This window comes from Desulfobacteraceae bacterium, from assembly GCA_022340425.1.
Taxonomy (GTDB): Bacteria; Desulfobacterota; Desulfobacteria; order Desulfobacterales; family JAABRJ01; genus JAABRJ01.
Window position 1 is genome coordinate 1 of record JAJDNY010000146.1, and the last position, 19,773, is coordinate 19,773.

A 19,773-nucleotide genomic window follows, 5' to 3' on the forward strand; every position below is an offset into this window, starting at 1 on the left:
TTCTTGCTGAAGTTTCCTACAAAAGTCTCACCCTGCCATCCACAGAATTAGCTCCACAAGAGAATTTAGCACGGATTTGCGTGGGACTGGGAAAAATCAAGCCAAAATTTGCCACGCCAGGTTGGACGCTTTCCTTGAAAACCCAATAGGTTCTGAAAATGATCCCGAAACGGCCCTTTTCGGGGGCCAAGACCTTTGCCCGGGCCCGACGGACCATGGCTGCCCTCAATAGATTCAACACGGCGGCTTTCATTACTGCGCAGAACCTCGCGGCCTCAAATCCCCTGACCCGGAACTTTTTGATCACTGTAGGACGGTCAAGCTCCCTATGGTAATTTTTCTTTGTTTGAAAGGGCAGGGGGGTAAACACAAAGGCTGAACTCTGATCGATCCTGTGCCGAGAGTGCTGATGGGGTCACTTTTTCACCTTATGGTTGAAAACATTGCTAAGAATTTACTCATTTCAGTCAAATAGAACTTGCTTTTAATGGCTGAAATTAAAAGGAAAAGCCCGGAAATCAGTCAAACACGGTTTTGGTGGGGAGACTGATTCGACTCCCGCCGCCTCCACCATTTTTAAAATTTGGAATTTTTGTAAAATCAGGGGATTACGCTTATCGCGGAATTCCCTGTTTTGCTTATGGGGTCACTTTTTCACGCCGTACCCAATTGCCCGCCCCGGCCAGCCTCGTTACCACCCGCCTCGTCACCGGGTGTCGCATTTGGATCATAGACGTTGTTCATAAATGCGGCGCCCTCATCCCGCTAGTGGTGCTGCCCAAAAAGGGTAAGCGCCGGAAGGTGGACCAACAGCGCGAAGGGCCAAAAAGTTCGGGAAGATCCGTAAATGGCATGCGGGGGTGGAGTCCTGAATTCATGCCCTGATAAACGGCAATGGAATGGGGGTATGCCGCGACAAGGGTGTCATCGCAAACGAACGCTACATAGCCGCCGCGGTAATTGGCCGGAATCTTCAGATCCTGGGAGGGGTCCTGCTTGCCAAAGAGCATGAAAAACGAAAAAAAGACCACCCGCTGCAATAACTGATGGGATAGAGCCCTCAGGATTGCCAGCGAAAGGCAAGAAGAGGCGAGGTGCGCCTAAAAATCCGGCCCAATGTGCCTACAATCGGCCTTGAAACGGCAGCCCCAAGGCACGCCACCTCCCCCGCTCGGTCGACTATTTGGCCAGCCGGGTATTTTTCGGACATACACCAATGAGTCTATAAGGCCAAAGCCACATTAATCGTTTACGAAGAAATGTCATGGCAAGTTGATTTTGTTCAAGCGCCTTGACCTCCGGTTCGACCACTGTCGGGCCCCCTCAGATAAGCTACCCCGATGCCAAGACAGGCCATACCGGCACCAGCCAGCATGGCGTGCCGGAAGGCGGTCATGAAGCTGGACTGCATTGACGGTAAGTAAACCATCAGATCGCGTCCGCCGTTCAACAGGCGGAAGGTGTGGTTGAAAATCAGGCCGGCCGAAGCCACTCCGATGACCATCCCCAGGTTGCGGGCCGTGGCCACACTTCCGGAGGCAATCCCCCGGTGTCGGGGCGGTACGGCGCTCATGGCGGCGGCACTGTTGGGAGATATGAAAACGGCAATGCCTACGCCGGCCAGGGCCAGCCGCCAAGCCAAATCCATGCTCGTGGCCTCGGCCGAAAGGCGGGACAGAAGAAACAAGGAGATGGTCAGCAATGCCATGCCCATGGTGCAGAGCATCCGGGACCCCATACGGTCCGACAACGTGCCAGATATCGGAGCAAAGAAAAACAGGAAAACGAATGGAATCATCATAGTAGCGCCGACCCGATTCATGGAAAACGCCAGGGGGTGTACCATGTAAAAGGGCATCAGAAACGTGATGAAAAACAAGCTGATAAACAGGATCACCGCCGATGCCACCGGCAGAACGAAAAGCCGAATCCCAAGCAGGGAAGGATCGAAAATGGGATGTGCAATTCGGATCTCCACCCATGCGAGGGCGCCCGCACTGGCCAGGAAAACGACCGCGGCCAAGCCCGTTTTCAGCGAGGCCGCACCCCATTCATGCAGATGGCTAAAGCCGGTGATAAATGTGCTGAAGCAGAGGACCAGCAACAGTGAACCGATCCAGTCCAAAGGTTCATGCGATAGGGTTTGTTTCATGGAAGGCAGAATCCGCAGAGCGGCCACAGTAACGCCGATGCCGATGGGCACATTGATGTAGAAAATGACTCGCCAGGAAAAATGCTGCAGAATCAGACCCCCCAGGGCCGGTCCCGTAGTCAGGCCGGCTGCGACCACCATGCCCACCATTCCCAGAGCACGCCCCCGTTCAGCTATGGGGAAGACGTCCACTACCAAGGCCGGCGAGCAAGCCATGAGCATGGATGCTCCCACGCCTTGGACGGCCCGGCATCCGATAAGCCACGGTGCAGTGCCGGCGATGCCGCAAAGCAGCGAACCGGCGGAAAAAATCACGAAGCCCCAGCAGTATATCAGCCGTCGACCCCGGATATCGCTTAGCCTTCCGCAGGTCAGCAGTAGCGAAGAGACGGTCAACAGATAGATCATGGGAACCCATTCGATCAGCGTCAGCGGCACCTTAAAATCCGCCATGATGACAGGAAGGGCAATATTGACGATGCTCGAATCCAGGGTTGACATGAACACCCCGGCTGCCACCAGTGAAAATACCAGCCATTTATTTGGGTAATCTTCTGTCACGCCTTTGTACTTTCCGAGGATGCTTGCCCAAATGGTCAGGATAGATGAACCTAAATCCCGGGGCAGGTTCTGTATCGCCCAATTGCAATATCAAAAAATCAGGATAGCAGAGCGTGCCTGCAACCATATAGCATATTTTTGGCGTCTTGAAGAGCTTTGGGCTGAAAAACGGGCGAACGGCAAAGGGCATAAATCGAGCGATTTGGATATTCTTGCGCGATAGTCACTCAATATACGGATACGGAGGTGTTGTTGGATGGCTCTTCATCTGACAGGTAGTGAGCGAACCGGGGGAGTTAACCGTCGGTGCCCACCCTGCAAGCCGGCAGGCCAAAGCCCTTTGCCGGCCAAGGTCAGTCGATCACCGGGCGGGTGAGATCGGTGAGCGCCAGCGCCTTGGGGCCCGGCTGGGCGATGCCGGCGCGGGCAAGCTCTGTCTGCAGGATGCGGTAGCGGCGGTTTGCGCACATCACCATGGTCACGTCCGCGCTCTCGCGGGCCATCTACCAGAGTACCCGCACGGTGTAAAGACCGCTTCCGTCGGCCTGCAAGGCGATGACGCGCCGGTCCGGGTATGTGAACGCAGTGCCCAGGGCCGTGGACAGGCCTTGACCGATGGCGCCACCCGTGAGGCCAAGCACTGTCCGTGGCTCCGCGCTGGGCGCGTGAACAGCAACTTGGGCCGAGCCGGTGGTGGCCGCTTTGTTCACGATGATCGCATTCTCAGGGTGTAAGTGACTTGCGGATAATTCAGACTTCCAAAAATGCAGATGTACGGCGGGCAACCACATGGGCAAAGTTCTTGGCCGGTGCCGGCAAGTTTGGCCACGGGGGTGTGCTTCTTGGGTCTGGTCCCGATGGAGGCACTGTTGAGCACGCGGAACAGGCTGCTACGGTTGTTTTCTCCGCCCGGTGACAGCCCTGCGTCCGTTTTTTGGGCAGCCCGAAGAAGGGCCGCCTCTTCATCTCGCCGCCTTTCGAGGCCGGGGTAACGGGTGTGAGGTCCTTGCCTGGCGATGGACGCAACGACATCGGCAGCGGCTGCCCAATCGCTTCTCAAGATCGGTTCCGAGAGGGTCTCCCAGACGCGATTGCCGGCGCCGAGGTTGAATGCCAGGGAGAGCAGTGCCGTCTGTACGTTCCCCGGCGTGGCGTCCGCCCCGAGGGAAGGAAAGCGGCTCACAAGTTTCTGCCATACGGGTGCGGCGACCTCCGGAACGAGCCGCGCCACGTCGGTAGGAGCAAGCCGGATGCGCTGCAAAATCGGGTTGGCCTTCCACGCCGTCTTGACCGCTGCCCCTCGTAAGCCCACGAGCGAGAGGACCGCTTCGAGCTCGTCTGGGGTCAAGATGAATGCGTAGCGGTCGCGGATCGTCTCCGGGTTGGCCGTTGCAAGATCGGTGGCCGGATCGATTTGCACGCTAACGCCTTTCAGCCTCAGTTCCCCCGCATGCCCCTCCCAACGGAGCAGAAAGCCGAGGTCCCCGCGGAACCCGATGGTTGCGGCAAGCTTTTGTTGATGCGCCCGTGCCACTTCATTCAAACTCGACTCTAGTTTTGCGCGCTCCGTGCGCAGCTGTTTGATCCGTGGCGCCTCGGCATCCGGGTCGAAACGGCCGATCATGACGTCAATCCGCTGGATTAACGCACGCAGTTCCCCGGACTGGGCACGAAGGCGCTCACGCTCGCTGACCTCGCGCGCTGCAACTGCCGAGCGACGCTGGCGCTCTGCCTCGGCAGCCTGGCGGGTCGCTACGAAGGCCCCCGAGACCGCGAGAATCGACAACACGACGAGGGCAGTTATGGCCGAGTTGCGAATTCGCAGTGTCCGCCGATGTTCACGCACCTCGTCGCTGACCAACTCTGCCGGTGTCTTGCCATGCAGCTTCGCCGCAATAGGGACCACACGACGTTTGAACTCGGTGTTCTGCAGGGAGAGATCAGCCTCTGTGCGCGCGAAGCGTAAGTCGCCATAAAGGGGCTCTTCGCGGTAGGCCGCGACCAACTCTGGCGGGATTGCGGTGGTAAGCTCGGAGTCCATCCGGCCGGTTTCATCATCCCATATCAGGTTTCCGTCCGTCAGGACGATGCTGATCGTCTCGATGCTGCGCTCTTTCAGCCAGAATGCAACCTCTCTCCGTACCCACTTGGAGCGTGCTGCACCCGGCGAAGCCAGGAGGACGAAATGCTTTGCTTCGGAGAGCGCCTTTTCAATCGAAGGCCATGTGCCCGGGCTAACCGATAGGTCCGTTTCGTCCCGGAAAACAGTGAGCGCTCGAATTTTATACCAGGGTTTTGCCAGTTTGTGCAGCGCGCTCTGCAGGCTGGGGGCAAGCCTGCCGTCGGCCGCATGCGAGTAGGAGATAAAAGCGTCATACCGCATCTTCATTTTGTTGGTTGCCCCTCGCTCCCGCAACCGAACGCAAAGCAAAGCGGCTTGCTCACCCTCGGCTCGTAGAGGCGTGGACTTGTAGGGTGCGACCCTCGGGGCCCAATCCCATTTGTATGAATTTGCCGATGCCGTCAGATTAAGACATAAACATTGGTCGGAGGCAAGGGGCGGAGCCGACTGGAGGAAGTCGGATGGCGCTGAGGCGCTTGTGCTTTCTCAAATCTCAGTCACCTGGTCTTTTTTCAGGTCACCCAGGGATTGGTTCTCAGATCTGAGTCGGTGGACATCTCAGTAACCGGCCAAAAGAACAAGAAACCCATCGGGGGCGAGACATGTCGCCAGCATGACCGTGTTGATTTCGCGTTGCTCGGCCCAGGTTGTTGCGTGTCGATGGTCGGGGTGACGCCAGAAGGATTCGATGTCATCACCGAGTGACACGAAGTCCAGCAGAACCTCGAGCGATGCCCGGGCCTCGGCGCTTAAGGTCAGACGGTCCTGGCCGGCCACCTGCCACATGCGCTGAACGGCGCGAACACCGATCGCCAGGCCGAGTTCACGAAAGGCAAGCCGGTAGCCGGCCGGCTTGCGTAATTCACCGGTTCGGGCGTAGTACTGAAGTCCCGTGAGCGCCGCGGTGAGCAAACGCTCAAGCAGGCCGTCGTCGGGCATTGCCTGGCGGCGCATCAGCTGCGCCACGCGATGGGCGTCGCATAGCAGGCCGCCGATACCGAGCGGGTCCGGGCTTGCCAGCTCGGCGCTTGCCAACATCGACTTGAATTGACGCGCAGGTTCTTCAAGGTCCGGTCCGCTGGTCCCTTCAGCCAGGGCGGCGGGGGCAAACCGCAGCTGCATAATTGTGATGTATCCGTCCAGCGGGTCGTGCTGCCCCATGGAGGGGACCAGCGGGCGGGAAAGGTCGATGCTCATCTTCCAGTACATCCGGGGCGTGCCACCGGCGCCGGGTAGGTAGGTGAACGCCTTGTGAGCGGCTGCGGCGAGCTCGCGCGCCAAGCGGTTGAACCGGGGATCGCCCGTCGCACGGCTCGCCTGGTCAAGTGCGTGCATCCACTTGGTCAGATAGTGGAAATACTGGCCGTCGCGCTCCCACTCGCGGCGCTCGTCGAAGGGCTCGTTCGGGCCGCGCTCGGGCAGCTCCTTGCCGATACGAAGGCCGCCCCGGGTTGGATGGACCTCAGCCTCGGCAGCGTTCAGCCCGCTGATCCAGCCCTCACGCCGATCATCGTTCCGATGCCGGCCCAGCGTGCGGTGGGTCTGATCCACCAGCTGCAGGGCAAGCTCCAGGTGCCGGTGCTCCCCGGTCGATCGCGCCAAGCCAAGGAAATTGCAAACCGCGAAGGCATCGGTCCACAGATAGCGCTGCTGGCGCCGCTCGGAGGTGAGTCCGGTGCGTTCCGCAAATTCATCCATCAACCGGGCGGCTTCGGTGATGTTCGTATCGCAGGGGGTCCTCAAGGCCATCTGTGCCTCCAAAAGAGAAAAAAAGATCGCGTCTACCCGCCGTTTACTTTTTGCCGCAGCTTACCCGAACACTTGAAAGTCACCCTCACTACCGTACACGTTTTTCCAACCCCCTGAAATGATGCTTTAAAAATTTTTAACCAGGTCAATTCTTGCGGCCGTGACAAAATGAGGTGTTAGTAATCGATAATTCCAGCAATGGTATTGGTAAGCCCCGTACAGCAAGGTATTGCAGCAGCTTGAGGCCGAGCTGGAACAGGCGCAGGTCGCAGCGGTCAGCCCGGTGGATGTGTTTGTACAAACCTTTCTCCAGTGCCAAGATACCAAAAAAAAATGATCCACAGATATGCCAGACAACTGGCGTACATCAGCCGGGTGAGCCGCTGCGGGCAGGAAAGGTGGCTCTTGTCGATGTTGAATCCGCGGCTTTTTTGATCGCTGAAAAACGTTTCAATTGTAAAGCGCATCGCGTAATAGTCGCAGGCCTTCGGAGCGGATAAAAAATTGGTCACCAGGAATATGGGTTCGCTTTGGCCCTCCGCTCACCAGGCCACCACGGTTACAGGGCCGTATTGCTTGTGGGTGATGCGGCAGTTTTGCAGCCCCTTGCAGTGGCCTTCCGGCAGCATGGCGGCCAGCATGTCGATCTGAAAAGGCTCGTCATCCGGGTAAATGGTGATATTGGATGCCGTTCGGCACACATATTTCCACCCAAATCCGCCCAGTGTCTGTTGAAGCGTGGTACCATCAAACTCACCATCGCCCAAGAAGATCACCTGGCGGGTGGATTCGGGTATCAGGGGCCGCAGCCGATTGACCAGATCAACATGGGTTTCCTCGCTCAGATGGCCTTTTTTGCCCTTAACAACGGTGAAAAGCAGCGGTAGCGCACGGCGCCTGTAAATCAAGCTGATCATCAAACAAATACAGCCTCGGCCGACCAGACTGCCGTCAATGGCCAACACCATTTCTTCCAGGCCGAGCTTGTTCAAAAGAGTTTGAATAAACGGCAGAAAGAAGGTTTCCTCGGTTACACTTGGGTTGATAATCAGCCGTTTGAACTGCTTTTCGGTGCTGGGAACTTTGATATTCTCATGCACATGGTTCGCAATTTGAGGTAGCTGAGTTTCTTTACCGATGATGATGCCGGTAATCATGGACGTCAGGGTATTCAGGTTTCGGTGGAAAAAGCCCCTCGGCTCTCCGGGGTAAAAGCATTTGACGAATTCTTTGACTTTTCTATAGATGGCTTTGCAGTCGCTCATAAGGCCTCCATATCGTAAGGGATAATTTTGGAAGCCTAATTTAGAAAAAGTCGAAGAAAATGTCCAGAGTTTTTATTTAATTTTATATCTGACGGTTATGGTTCGGGTAAAACCTGTACGGTGGTGAACACGGGTCTGACTTCCGGGATCGAAGTCCCATCAGGCGCGGGGCCTTATGATCAGTAACTCGTCTAGCACGCCGTGTGCCCGGGGGTCCTTTCAGTAGTGCATGTGGCCTCCTATGCCAATCGGACGGTTCTCCGGCCACTCCCCAGGCCATCTTACTCCTTCTTGGGGGTTTTCGACGTTCCTTCCTTTTCAGCTGATGTGCGTGCCCACGAAGTCGTCTTTCCGAAGAAGATTGTGGTTCGCACTGGTGCCGGCTGTTGTCAGTTTAGTGACTTTTTTCGACGAAAGCGTCCGGTCACTCTATCGAGTTCCCGTCTGCGCGGGTCGCCTGAAGAATCAGGCTGGCTCGCGCACGAAGCGGTGAAATAGCGTTTCCGAGCTCCGCTTGAACGCTCGTTTCCGCTCCCGCAAACAAAACGTGCCTGATCATGAAAGGCTGCCGCCCGAGAGTCAACCAATCCGCCGTTGGTGCATTCTCAAGCGCTTACCGCTCCCAAGAAATGTTCACCCTGGCCCTTCCGCTATTGTTGAGGTAGTATGCGTTCCAGGCCCGACTGCGCTCCCCCGTCCCGATGTCAACCGGCAGGCCAAGAGCGTTGATGGCGTCGTTGACATACAGATACAGCCTCCCAGTTTGTTTCGGCTGGAAGGAGAAGGACGCCCGGTTCATTGGAAAAACTTGACCGCTATCCCGGCCGATTTCCCCCATGAGGGTAAACCACGGCAGGGAAAGAACCCGGCGCGCCGGAAAGCCCATCCGGAAAGGAATAGCGAACCAGTCCGTCAAATTCGATAGTCCCGCAATTCCAGCGTCATAGATCCCGTCCTTCCAACCTTCCAGAACCTCAATTTTCACTCGGTACAACTGACCAGCGTGCAGGATCACGCCTGTGTCGACGCAGGCATTCTGCGGCGAGAAGTTGATTTCCTTGGTGCCCGCACCTGGGCCGGTTCCAGAGTCGACATACTCCACCACCGGCGCTGTGGCCGGCGCGGCCCCCGCTTTACCGCAGATCCCACCCTGGACCGCAGGGTAATGCACGAGCACCCGGTAGGCGAGAAAGAAGGCCAGGTACACCAGCAGTGCCAGGAAAACCACCGGCAATATTCGATGGACCCAGAACCGATAGACTGTCCTGGCATGGCCGGTCCGGCGCCATTGGGCGGCGATCCGCTCGAAGGGGCCAATCTCTGAAACGTCCGGGGGCGCCGCGGTGCACTCCCGGCAATGCCACCATGCGGCTTCGGCGAGCCGCTCCGTGTTGGCGGTGATGTTTCGGCGATGCCACAAGACGGTGAGGAGGCCGAGCGAAAGGACAATGAAACCCCACGGGTGTTGCACCCAGCTGTCCATCCAGTAGGTCACGAAGGCGGGCATAAACGCACCGAGCCGGTCGAATACCCAGGCAAGCGCAGTCTGCGCCGCGCCCTCCGGTTTCATGCCGGGAATCGGGGCCGCATAGTGTGGCATTGCCGCAAGCGTGACCGTAAGGAGCAGGAGTACGAAGTAGAGCATACGGCCCCAGAGGATATGGCTCTGGGCCCGCTCCAAGAGTTCAACTCGCTGGGAGTGAGCGTCCGGCTCTTCGGCGAACTCGGACTCGCCCCCGTCACGATTGACCAACCTGAAGCGGCCCGGCAAGCCCGCTGGCGCGTAGCCATCCGTCGCAGCTGCAATGCGTTCGATCACCCCAACATGGATCCGCGGACTACCAATGCAGACCCCGGCATCCGGATCGTTGCACAGGCTATCGAGCTTCCTCGGCTTGTATCGGTAGTAAACGGCAATGCCGCGCCGGGAATCATGCATCCGGCCAACAGAGGTTGCGCGCCGGTGGATCTCCCGCACGGCATCCTTATCGAAGTCGAGCCCCGTCGCGTTTCCGGTCTTTCTCTGCACCTCTTCGATCATCCACGCGAGGGGAACATGGGCGAGATCATCGTCCGGATAACCCCCCCCGACGTCGGAGTGCATCCCCGAAAACCACACCTGCTTGATCTGGTCTGGTCGAGAAACGCTCTGCTCATCCCACAGCACGGGATGGAACGTGTGGCGCTCATCATCGATGGCGACCGCGTGGAGAGCCTTAACAACGTCATCGGAGAGCTGCTGATCCGGGAACCGATGGGGGTAGAAGAACTTGTCGATCACAACCGACAGTTCGTCGATTGGCATACCCACGGCGTCCACCGTGTCCCAGACGCCGACGCACTGAATCCTGGTTTTCTCGTCCCGCGCGAACTCCTGCCGGAAGGCGTCGGGCTCCCGGCTGCGTCCCTCTCCCAGGATTCTGTCGCGAATCCAGCGCGCGAGTCGGACGATCGGCGCCCATCGAGTCTTGCCCGGATACCTGCGGCGGTAGCTCCGGTAAGCAAGGCGAACCCCTATCCGCAGCCCGTGATCGGTGGCGATGCGGTGCTTCACGGTGCGGCGTGTGGCGGGGTTGGTATCGGGGACCTCCCGGTCCGGGTCGAGAACACCACATTGGAGGATCATCCCCGCGAGGGTGCGCGCCGTGAAGGCCCCCCGGCTGAAGCCGAAGGTGTAGATTTGATCGCCCGGCTGATAGTGCCGGCAGAGAAACGCGTACAAATCTCTCACGTTTCGTGAGAGGCCCCAGCCGAATGCGCCGCCCAGAATTTGGAGAGGCTTGAAACCGGACGTGCCGACGCCGTCGTCGTAGAGTGCGATCTGCGTGCCGCTGGTGAGGTCGAGTGCTTTGTATAGCCGCCAGACGTTGGTCTTGAATGTCTTGGCCGCGCTGTTTCCGGTACCGTCGGACAACAAGATGATGTTACGTGGTGCCTTTTTCGGCGCGGTGTTTTCGGTGCACTTCGTTGTTCTGTCGGCCTCTCCCCCCTCTCCTGCACCAGGCGGCGAAGCGACGGCGCCGCTTTCGTTCATCTCCATGGCCTTTTCTCCCATTCAGTCGATCCGCGTTGGATTCGCAGTATAGACAACCGGAGCATCGGCGGTTACTCCCCACTGTGAGGTCCGGCGACGGTTCGCAAGTCTGGTTGTCTCGCTTTCCAACATTCTTTCCGCCGACACGCTCTCGCGCTTCCTACTCGGCGTAGCGTACGCTCCGTGTGCAAGGTTGCCAGGGTCATCGTGACGCTGAATTCTGCGGTGGCTCGTTATCTCAGCCCAACCTGCGCCACCGACGATCCACCGATACACGCGCCACTCTCTTAGAGCGTGCCCAAAAAGTTTGAACTGGACAGTGGGATAATGGTCTGATGGGTCAACATGGGTAGCTTCCAAGGTGGTATCTTTCAAGCTTGCCATAACCCGAAGAACTCATAATCAATAAACGATTATTTCAATAGCTTACAATCCCCAAAAGTGGGCATTTTTTCATTTATGACATAAATAATTGGCGTCTTAAAATCCGGGAACTGCTGTTCCCTGTGGACCTTCAAGTGGAGTGGTTAAGTTGATAGGAGAATACTGGACCACCACTGTCTGACTGGGGTTTCGCCGCGGGTAAAATAATTGGCTTTTTCGTGCGCACCCGCCGCCTTCGATGGGTAGTGCTGCCCATCTCAGGCCAAGGAAGAAATACGCTGGCGATCCCACCTGGTTTGACGGCCCTCTGACGTTCCGCTATAGTATTAAAATTCCTCCCCCACAATTGCCTGACTAAACAAGCTGCATTCTCCGTTTAAAGCCCTATTCACAAGCCTTTGGGAAGGAGATCGCATGCCGACCGCTAAGAAATCCCCCACCTCGGCTGATTCGAAACCCCACCCCGCATACAAGGTGTTTGTCTCCAGCACCTACCGGGACAACGAGGAGCGGCGCAAGCTCGTCCGGGACGCCATCACTACGGCCGGCATGCTCTGGCACGGTATGGAGCTGTTCACCGCCACTACCAAGCCCACGGTGGAAGCGTGCCTGCGGCATGCGCGCGAGGCCGATGTCCTGGTGGGGATCATCGCCTGGCGCTACGGGTGGGAACCGGGCGGCAGCGAGATTTCCATCACCGAGATGGAGTACGCCGCCGCCCGGGAGCGACTGATGTTCCTGATCGACCCCTCGCTGCCGGTAAACCCTGAAACCGACTTCGATCCGCTCCCGGAGCGCTGGAAGAAGCAGGATAAGCTGGAGGCTTTCAAGCAGCGCATCCAAAAAGACCAGATGCCCGCGCTTTTCAAGGAGACCACCCTGCAGGCCAAGGTGCAAAAGGCCCTAAACGACTGGCGCGAAGCGCGTGAAAAACCGAAGCCGGAAGAACCGGAGGCTTCAAAAAAGACGCTGCCGGTTTCACAAGACAGCGATTTCGACGAGGAGATCCGCTCCTACTTGCGCAAGGCCGAGTCCTTGCACGCCAGCCTGCCGGTGGCCGGTTTCGCCACCCGGCTCAAGGTCCCCATCGACATCGAGGATATCTACGTGCCGCTAAGGGCCATGCTGGATCTGCGGGGGGTGGACGAGGAATGCTTTTTCGCCGACTCCGCCGATGCTGAAAAGAAGCTTTGCAGCCGCGGCGCGGGGCTCGAGATTTCGCTGCCCGAGGCCTTCGTCCAGGCCCAGAAGCGCGGGTTTCGCAACATCCTGATCCTGGGCGATCCGGGTTCGGGCAAAACCACCCACTTGAAGCGCGTCCTGCTCTACTGCCTGCGCAAGGCGCCGGCCGAGATCGGGTTGCCGGCGGATATCCTGCCGGTGTTTTTGCCCCTGCGCAACCTGCGGAACCTGGAAAAGGGGCTGGATGCCTTTATCGAAGGCGAGCTGGACAGCCCGCATCTCAAAACCCCGGCCGGCTTCGGCCGCCGCATGCTGGGGCGCGGTAATCTGCTCTATCTGCTGGACGGGCTGGACGAGGTGGCCGACCTCACCCAGCGGGAGCGGGTCGCCCGTTGGATCGTCGCCGCCCAGCAGGCCGATCCCACCTCCCGCTTCGTGGTCACCTGCCGCTTTGCCGGCTACAGTCCCGGCGTACATCTGGGCGCCGCTTTCCTGGAGATGCACCTGCGTCCGCTCACCGAAGAGCAGGTGGTGGCCTTCGTTCACAACTGGTACCGGGTGGTGGAAAGGGGGCTGGCCGTCGACCCGGACCAGGCCGAGGGCCTTGCTCGGGAGAATGCCGAAAAGCTGATCGCGCGCCTCCAGGAAGAGGATTTTCGGCTCCGGCGGGTGTTCGAGCTCACCCGCAACCCGCTTCTTTTGGCCAACATCTGCCTGGTCCACCGCCACCGGGGGGAGCTGCCCCAGAAACGCGCCCGGCTCTACGAGGAGTGCGTCGATGTGCTGCTCGAGCACTGGCGCAAGGCCAAGGGGCTTTCCATCGGTGTCACCGCCCAGGAGGGCCGGCGGGTGCTGCAGCCGGCCGCGTTGTGGCTGCACGGCCAGGAGGAGCGCACCCGGGCCACCGTAGAGGAGCTTGCGCCCCAGATCGCGCCGGCATTGAAGGCGGTGGGCTGGCAAGGGGGCAGTGCCGCGGATTTTCTGCGCACCATCCGGGATGACAGCGGTCTTCTGACCGGCTGGGGCCCCGATCACTACGGCTTCATGCACCTGGGGTTCCAGGAGTACCTGGCGGCGCGCGAGATCCGCCGCCGGGGTTTTAACGAGCCGGAACTGCTGCGGGAAATCGCCGCGCATTTCGGCGAGAGCTGGTGGCAGGAGGTGACCCTGCTGCTCCTGGCCCTGGAGGAGCCATCGCACTTTGCGATCTTCATGGGCGAGGTGGTCAAGAAAGCGGCCTTCGCAAACCACCCAGACTGGGTGGATTTTTGCCTGGACGATGCCGCCGAGACCACCCCTGAGCCCTTTGCGGCGCTGCTTGAAAAATCCCCCGGCAAGCAAAAATCGCTCTGGCGGCGCCAGGCCGCCGCCCTGAGGGTGCTGGAGCGCCTGGCCCCGGAGCGGATCGATGCTCTTCAGGAGCCGCTGTCCCGCCACCCCTACGAGGCCATCCGGCGGCGCCTGGCGGAGCGCGTCGCCCTGGGGGCTATCGAGGCTACCGTCAACGCCATTGACGGGTATGAACTGGTGCGCATTTCGGCAGGCAGCTTCTGGATGGGTTCCCTTGAAACCGAAAAAGGCCGCAGCGATGACGAAGGGCCCCGTCACCAGGTGGCCCTGCCCAACTTTTACCTGGGCCGTTACCCGGTCACCAACGCGCAGTATGAACGGTTTTTGAAGGCGAACCCCAAGGCGCCGAAACCAGTATATTGGGCAGACCGAAGATTCAACCAACCCCGGCAGCCGGTGGTGGGGGTGAGTTGGGATGACGCTCGGGCATACGCCTGCTGGGCAGCGCTGCGTCTGCCCAGCGAGGCCGAATGGGAGTTCGCTTGTCGGTCCGGCATGCCCACCCGCTTCCACAACGGCGACGGGCAGGCTGACTTGAAGCGGGTCGGCTGGTATGACGGCAATTCGGAGGGGCGGCTGCACCCGGTGGGTGAAAAGGGCCCCAACGCCTTCGGTCTCTACGACATGCACGGAAACGTCTGGGAGTGGGTGGAAGACGATTATCACAAAACCTACGGTAAGACGCTACCCTATGGGCAGGCCTGGGTCGATGATCCTCGGGCCCCCTTCCGGGTGATACGCGGCGGCGGCTGGCACTTCGATGCGCGCGATTGCCGCTCGGCCGCGCGCAACTTCCACCCGCCCAGCAACCGTAGCACCTACATCGGTTTCCGTCTCGCCAGGTCTGTTGCCCTTGGCCCTTGAGCCCTTGTGCCCTTGCCCTCCGCCGGCCGCCGCCTCACGGCATCGAGGCCACATAAAGACCGCCTGCGGTCAAAAGAAACCATGCTGCCGTTGAGTGCGAACGGCCACCGATGACGAGACCAGGAGACGATATGCCAAGTTTAGAAGATCAGGCCAACAGGTTTCTGGCCGGCGAGGAGCTGGCCTTCGACGAGGTGGACGCCCTGTGGCAGGCCTTGAAAAGGGCCGGTGAGCTGTCGCTGGCAAGGGCGGTGCTCGAAAGGGCCCGGGACGGTGAGGGTCTCCTCGACGGGCTGCCGAAAAACCGTAAGGACAAGGAGCGGCTTTGCCAGCAGGAGGCCCTGCTGATCAGCAAGGACCCGGAACTGAACTCGGCCGTGCGCCACGACCTGGCACTCGGTGCCTTGGGCGAGGAGTTCGACCTGGACGACCCGGGGCTGGACGGTGATGCCGAGACCCTCGGCATCGCCGGTGGCATCCTCAAGCGACGCTGGCAGGAACTCGGACAACTGCGGGACTTGAAGCTGGCGGCCGAGTACTACAGACGCGGCGCCGTCGGCGACGATCTTGGCGACGATGCCTACGCCCACATCAATGCCGCTTTTCTGGAGGACCTGCTGGCAGAGGCCGGTGATGAGCCGGACGAGCGCCGCCGCCGCGCAAGTGACCTTCGAAAACGGATCCTGCGGGATCTCCCGGTGAAGCCCGACAACTGGTTCAACGCGGCTACCCGCGCCGAGGCACATGTGGGCCTCGGGCAGTTCGAAGAGGCTACCGCAGCACTTCGGACCAAGACCAGGCCAGCACCCTGGGAGCTTGAAACAACCGCCCGGCAGCTTGCGACCCTGGCCCACATCAGGGAGGAAAAGCCCATGGAGAAGCCGGAGGTGCGGCGCCTTTTCGAGACCTTGCTGGGCGGTTCGGCGGAAGCGACGTGCTCAGCCCTGGTGGGCAAGGTCGGCCTGGCGTTATCCGGTGGCGGATTCCGCGCTTCCTTCTACCACTTGGGAGTTCTGGCGCGCTTGGCCGAGCTGGATGTCCTGCGCAACGTCGAAGTGCTTTCCTGCGTCTCCGGCGGCAGCATCGTGGGTGCCTGCTACTGGCTGGCGCTGCGCAAGCGGCTGGAGAATCCTGTGACCGCCGGCCAGGTCGACTACATCGAACTGGTGCGCTTCCTGATTGACCATTTCGAGCGGGCGGTGGCAGCCGACCTGCGGGACCAGGTCCAGCTGCCGACTCTCAGGACCGCCTGGCAGATGCTGCGCGGGGCGAAGGGGGCGATGGACCCGCAGAAGACTGCCAGCGCGCTTCAGAAACACTTCTACCGTCCGCTGCTGCCAGGCGACGGCCCGCTTTTCATGCACGATCTCGCCTTCACCCCGGCCGATCACAACCCCGAGACAGCCGGGTCCACGGTTTTCAACCCGACGAAGCACAACTGGCTGCGCGCCCACAAGGTGCCGGTTCTGGTGTTAAACGCCACCACGGTCAACACCGGGCACGCCTGGCAGTTTACCCCGCACTGGATGGGCGAGTCCCCCTGGGCCGTTCACGAGGCGGCCGACAGCGTTCCGCGCCTGCAGTGGTCCTGGTACGAGCCGAAGGCCGGCTGGCAAATGTCGCTGGCCCAGGCGGTGGCGGCATCCGCCTGCGTGCCGGGTGTGTTTGCACCCCTTCGCATCGAAAACGCTTACGAGGATATCGTCGTTCAGCTCGTCGATGGCGGCGTCTATGACAACCAGGGCACGGCGTCGCTGCTGGCCCAGAGCTGCAACGTGATTCTTGTGAGCGATGCCGCCGGTCAGCTCAAGCTCGAGAGTAAACCCGGGGAAGGCCTCGAAGGGCTTGCCGCATACGCCAAGCGTTCAATGGACACCCTGATGGAGCGCATTCGACAGGCGAACTTCGGCGACCTCTCCGCCCGCCTCAGAACCGGACTCCTGCGCGGGCTGCTGTTTCTGCACATGAAATCCGGGCTTGATGCTGACGTGATCCGGCTTCCCTTCTCCCACGAGGCCACCCAGGTCAAGCGTTCGCTTCTCTCACCCTACGGTGTCCGCAAGGACTTCCAGAAGGCGCTTGCCGAGCTGCGCACCGATCTGGACGCCTTCACCCTCGACGAGTCGCGCACGCTCATGGCCTGCGGCTATCAGATGGCAAAAAAGGCCTTTCAGCGTGACATGTTCCAGCTAACGGGGCTTTTCACCGATCCGGTCTCGGTGGACTGGCCTTTCCAGCCGGAGTTGGAGGAGATCACGTCGACGGCGGCCGCGACAGATCGCCGTGCGGGACTCCTTGAGACGCTGCGCAAGGGCAGCCGGATCACCCTCTGAACGGGCCCGATTGGGCGGATTGCCATTAAACAAACGAACACATTCGCAGAGTCAGTAGGCTTGCAGGATGGCAATAGTGGAAGTCAGAACAACTTTTCCGCCCCGCGCCGCATTACTTGAAGCTCTGAAAAGTTTGGAAACAACATGACCAACGGTCGGGAACAGCATTTGAAACGCTTCTACGGCTTGCTGGAAGAGCTTGAAAAATCCCTCGGCGGCGCGCGGGTGCTCTCGCAATGCGACGGCCGGATGAGATGGCCGCAACGGGGTGTTTATTTCTTCCGGGAGCCGGGTGAAACCCGCAGCGATACAGGGTTGGGACCGCGCATCGTACGTGTTGGCGCGCATGCGTTGAAGACGAGCTCTGGCACGAAACTCTGGACGCGGCTTTCCCAACACCGAGGGCATGTGCGTTCGGGCGGCGGCAACCATCGCGGATCGATATTCCGCCTGATCGTCAGCACCGCTCTGATCGCACGCGACGGCCACGAGTATCCGGCATGGGGCAAAGGTGGTGATCGTGGACGAGGCGCACTCCTCCCAGACCGGCGAGACGGCGCGGAAGCTGAAGGCGATTCTCGGGGCCAGTAGTGTTGAAAATGGCAACGGCGGCGACGATGAAGCCGATTGGGAAGATGGGCTTAATCAGGTGAGGGCCTCGCACGGCCGGCAGCCGAACCTGAGCTTCTTTGCCTATACCGCCACCCCGAAAGGCAAGACGCTGGAGCTGTTTGGCCGCACCGGCCCCGGCGGCAAGCCGGAGCCGTTCCACCTCTGCAGCTTGCGCCAAGCCATTGAGGAGCGGTTTATCCTCGATGTGTTGCAGAACTATGCCACCTGCAAGTTCTTCGAGCAGATCAAGAAGAAAACCGCCAACACCCCGGAAGTGGTCCGCCTGCGCCAGGCAAACCCCTTCGACAAGTTCCAGCTGGGCCTGCGCCAGATATGGTTTGCAACAGCGAGCTGTGACAGAGCTATGACAGGCGCTGTGAAAACCCGAACGGTATCACGACAAATTGCGACAAGGATCGCGCCATTTTATGCAGCCAGGGAGGCAACATGAAATATCAGCCGCCCTGCACCATTACCCCTGAGATCCTGAACCGGGCCGCCGCTATCAGCGAGGCCATCGGGCGGTTGACCGTGCTCACTGACCAGGCGAGAGCCTTGCGGCTGTGGCGCATCAATCGTGTCCGCACCATCCACGGCTCGCTGGCCATCGAGGGCAACACCCTGAGCGAAGCGCAGATCAACGCGATTCTGGACGGCAAACGGGTGATCGCCCCGCCCCGCGAGGTGCAGGAGGTGAAAACGCTCTGGCCGCTTACGACCGGTTCGATACCTGGAAGCCCGAAGCGGAAAAGGACCTGCTGGAGGCGCATCGGATTCTAATGTTCGGCCTGATCGACGAGGCGGGTGTGTATCGGCATGGCAGCGTCGGAGTGATGGCAGGCCAGCAGGTGATTCACATGGCACCGCCCGCCGACCGCGTGCCGCAGCTGATGGCAGACCTGTTCGGCTGGCTGGCCGCCACCGATGCCCACCCGCTCATCGCCAGCACGGTCTTTCACTACGAATTCGAATTCATCCACCCCTTCGCCGATGGCAACGGCCGCATGGGGCGGCTGTGGCAGAGCCTGATTCTCGCCCGCTGGAATCCCCTGTTCGCCGATATCCCGGTGGAAAGCCTGATCTTTGAGCACCAAGCCGAGTATTACCAGCACCTTCAGGAGAGCACCCGCCAGACCGACTCCGCGCCGTTCATCTCCTTCATGCTGCGGATGATCCTGGATACCGTGACCACCTCGACCCCGGAAGTTGCACCGGAAGTTACCTCGGAAGTCAGACTAATTTCGGTCCTTACCGGAGAAATGACCCGGCAACAGCTCAAAGAGGTGCTTGGGCTGAAAGACGATGAGCATTTCCGCAAGGCCTATGTGCTCCCCGCTTTGGAGGCCGGTCTGATTGAAATGACCATCCCCGATAAGCCGCGCAGCAGCAAGCAGAAATACCGACTGACCGACAAGGGCCGTCAGGTGATGGCCCAACATGGCGGTGGATAACTTGCGATAAACTCGCGACATGGCTTGTGACAATCCGGCCATGGCATATCAAGTCGATGGAGATGTTCAAAAGAGATGGAATCGAGTGGCGAACAAGATGAACTGCGTCGGCTGCGCGAGGAGAACGCCCGCCTCAAGGATTTGCTGACCCAGCACGGTATAGCCCGGGAAGAACCGACCGCCCCTTCACTCATTCCCGCCACAACAGAATCCGTACCAGCCCCAACCCATTTCACCACTGACGACAAGATCGCCTTGTTCCGCCGCCTGTTACGTGGCGCGAGGATGTCTTCCCCCAGTGCTGGGAGTCGGCCAAGGGCACATCCGGCTATTCACCGGCCTGTGGTAATGAGTGGAAGCCCGGCGTCTGCCAAAAGCCCCGGGTGAAATGCGGCGACTGCAACCAGCGCCAGTTGCTGCCGGAGACCGATCAGGTGATCTATGACCATTTGGCCGGAAAACAGACCATCGGTGTCTATACGCTTCTGTCAGATGAAAGCTGCTATTTTCTCGCGGCTGACTTCGATGAGGCCGACTGGCGGGAGGATGCCAAGGCTTTCATGCAATCCTGCCGGAAACTCGGCATTCCGGCGGCGCTGGAGATTTCCCGCTCCGGCAACGGCGCTCACGCCTGGATCTTTTTTGCCGAACCGGTTCTGGCCCGCGAGGCCCGGCAGCTCGGGGCCGCACTGATCAGCCACACCTGCGACCGTA

At 59.9% G+C, this 19,773-nt stretch carries 14 protein-coding genes; 7 read left to right on the top strand and 7 right to left on the bottom strand.

Features of this window, described 5'->3' with window-relative positions; all coding sequences use genetic code 11:
- Nucleotides 1-1,282 precede the first annotated feature (1,282 nt).
- The 7 genes from LJE63_12530 to LJE63_12560 all read right to left on the bottom strand — a co-directional run bounded on the left by LJE63_12530 (nucleotide 1,283) and on the right by LJE63_12560 (nucleotide 10,889).
- Complete coding sequence (locus tag LJE63_12530; GenBank protein ID MCG6907432.1) at nucleotides 1,283-2,713, bottom strand: MFS transporter; 1,431 nt, start codon at nucleotides 2,711-2,713, stop codon at nucleotides 1,283-1,285.
- A 503-nt stretch (nucleotides 2,714-3,216) separates the two neighbouring features.
- On the bottom strand, nucleotides 3,217-3,504 hold the full coding sequence (locus tag LJE63_12535; GenBank protein ID MCG6907433.1) for a thiamine pyrophosphate-dependent enzyme: 288 nt from the start codon (nucleotides 3,502-3,504) through the stop codon (nucleotides 3,217-3,219).
- The gene (locus tag LJE63_12540) at nucleotides 3,420-5,102 is read right to left on the bottom strand and encodes a TIR domain-containing protein (GenBank protein ID MCG6907434.1); all 1,683 of its coding nucleotides are present in this window, start codon (nucleotides 5,100-5,102) and stop codon (nucleotides 3,420-3,422) included. Before LJE63_12540 ends, LJE63_12535 begins: the two co-directional genes overlap by 85 nt.
- A 291-nt stretch (nucleotides 5,103-5,393) precedes the next feature.
- A complete protein-coding gene (locus LJE63_12545) occupies nucleotides 5,394-6,584 on the bottom strand; it encodes a hypothetical protein (protein ID MCG6907435.1) in 1,191 nt (396 codons plus the stop codon).
- A 275-nt stretch (nucleotides 6,585-6,859) separates the two neighbouring features.
- Nucleotides 6,860-7,096, bottom strand: coding sequence for a transposase (locus LJE63_12550; GenBank protein ID MCG6907436.1), 237 nt, complete (start codon nucleotides 7,094-7,096; stop codon nucleotides 6,860-6,862).
- 30 nt (nucleotides 7,097-7,126) lie between these two features.
- Entirely contained in the window at nucleotides 7,127-7,849 is a 723-nt protein-coding gene (locus tag LJE63_12555; protein ID MCG6907437.1) for a hypothetical protein, read from the bottom strand.
- A gap of 613 nt (nucleotides 7,850-8,462) precedes the next feature.
- On the bottom strand, nucleotides 8,463-10,889 hold the full coding sequence (locus LJE63_12560) for a DUF2235 domain-containing protein (GenBank protein MCG6907438.1): 2,427 nt from the start codon (nucleotides 10,887-10,889) through the stop codon (nucleotides 8,463-8,465).
- 792 nt (nucleotides 10,890-11,681) lie between these two features.
- On the opposite strand from LJE63_12560, the gene LJE63_12565 reads away from it, so the two are divergent.
- The 7 genes from LJE63_12565 to LJE63_12595 form a co-directional block, all read left to right on the top strand.
- Nucleotides 11,682-14,663, top strand: a complete 2,982-nt coding sequence (locus LJE63_12565; protein MCG6907439.1) for an SUMF1/EgtB/PvdO family nonheme iron enzyme — start codon at nucleotides 11,682-11,684, stop codon at nucleotides 14,661-14,663.
- Between the two features lie 131 nt (nucleotides 14,664-14,794).
- Nucleotides 14,795-16,996, top strand: coding sequence for a patatin-like phospholipase family protein (locus tag LJE63_12570; GenBank protein MCG6907440.1), 2,202 nt, complete (start codon nucleotides 14,795-14,797; stop codon nucleotides 16,994-16,996).
- A 168-nt stretch (nucleotides 16,997-17,164) separates the two neighbouring features.
- Complete coding sequence (locus LJE63_12575) at nucleotides 17,165-17,587, top strand: hypothetical protein (GenBank protein MCG6907441.1); 423 nt, start codon at nucleotides 17,165-17,167, stop codon at nucleotides 17,585-17,587.
- A complete protein-coding gene (locus LJE63_12580) occupies nucleotides 17,517-18,059 on the top strand; it encodes a hypothetical protein (protein ID MCG6907442.1) in 543 nt (180 codons plus the stop codon). Before LJE63_12575 ends, LJE63_12580 begins: the two co-directional genes overlap by 71 nt.
- A complete protein-coding gene (locus LJE63_12585) occupies nucleotides 18,056-18,388 on the top strand; it encodes a hypothetical protein (protein ID MCG6907443.1) in 333 nt (110 codons plus the stop codon). The genes LJE63_12580 and LJE63_12585 overlap by 4 nt, the downstream gene beginning before the upstream one ends.
- Nucleotides 18,367-19,059: a Fic family protein gene (locus LJE63_12590; protein ID MCG6907444.1), complete on the top strand. Its 693-nt coding sequence runs from the start codon at nucleotides 18,367-18,369 to the stop codon at nucleotides 19,057-19,059. The genes LJE63_12585 and LJE63_12590 overlap by 22 nt, the downstream gene beginning before the upstream one ends.
- Before the next feature lie 383 nt (nucleotides 19,060-19,442).
- Nucleotides 19,443-19,773: helicase (locus LJE63_12595; GenBank protein MCG6907445.1), on the top strand; the 331-nt coding region annotated here is incomplete at its 3' end.

Coding starts and splice junctions, on each gene's coding strand:
- LJE63_12535 (MCG6907433.1), bottom strand. CDS start 3,504: ATGTGGTTGCCCGCCGTACATCTGCATTTTTGGAAGTCTGAATTATCC.
- LJE63_12565 (MCG6907439.1), top strand. CDS start 11,682: ATGCCGACCGCTAAGAAATCCCCCACCTCGGCTGATTCGAAACCCCAC.
- LJE63_12545 (MCG6907435.1), bottom strand. CDS start 6,584: ATGGCCTTGAGGACCCCCTGCGATACGAACATCACCGAAGCCGCCCGG.
- LJE63_12585 (MCG6907443.1), top strand. CDS start 18,056: ATGAAATATCAGCCGCCCTGCACCATTACCCCTGAGATCCTGAACCGG.
- LJE63_12540 (MCG6907434.1), bottom strand. CDS start 5,102: ATGAAGATGCGGTATGACGCTTTTATCTCCTACTCGCATGCGGCCGAC.
- LJE63_12560 (MCG6907438.1), bottom strand. CDS start 10,889: ATGGAGATGAACGAAAGCGGCGCCGTCGCTTCGCCGCCTGGTGCAGGA.
- LJE63_12570 (MCG6907440.1), top strand. CDS start 14,795: ATGCCAAGTTTAGAAGATCAGGCCAACAGGTTTCTGGCCGGCGAGGAG.
- LJE63_12555 (MCG6907437.1), bottom strand. CDS start 7,849: ATGAGCGACTGCAAAGCCATCTATAGAAAAGTCAAAGAATTCGTCAAA.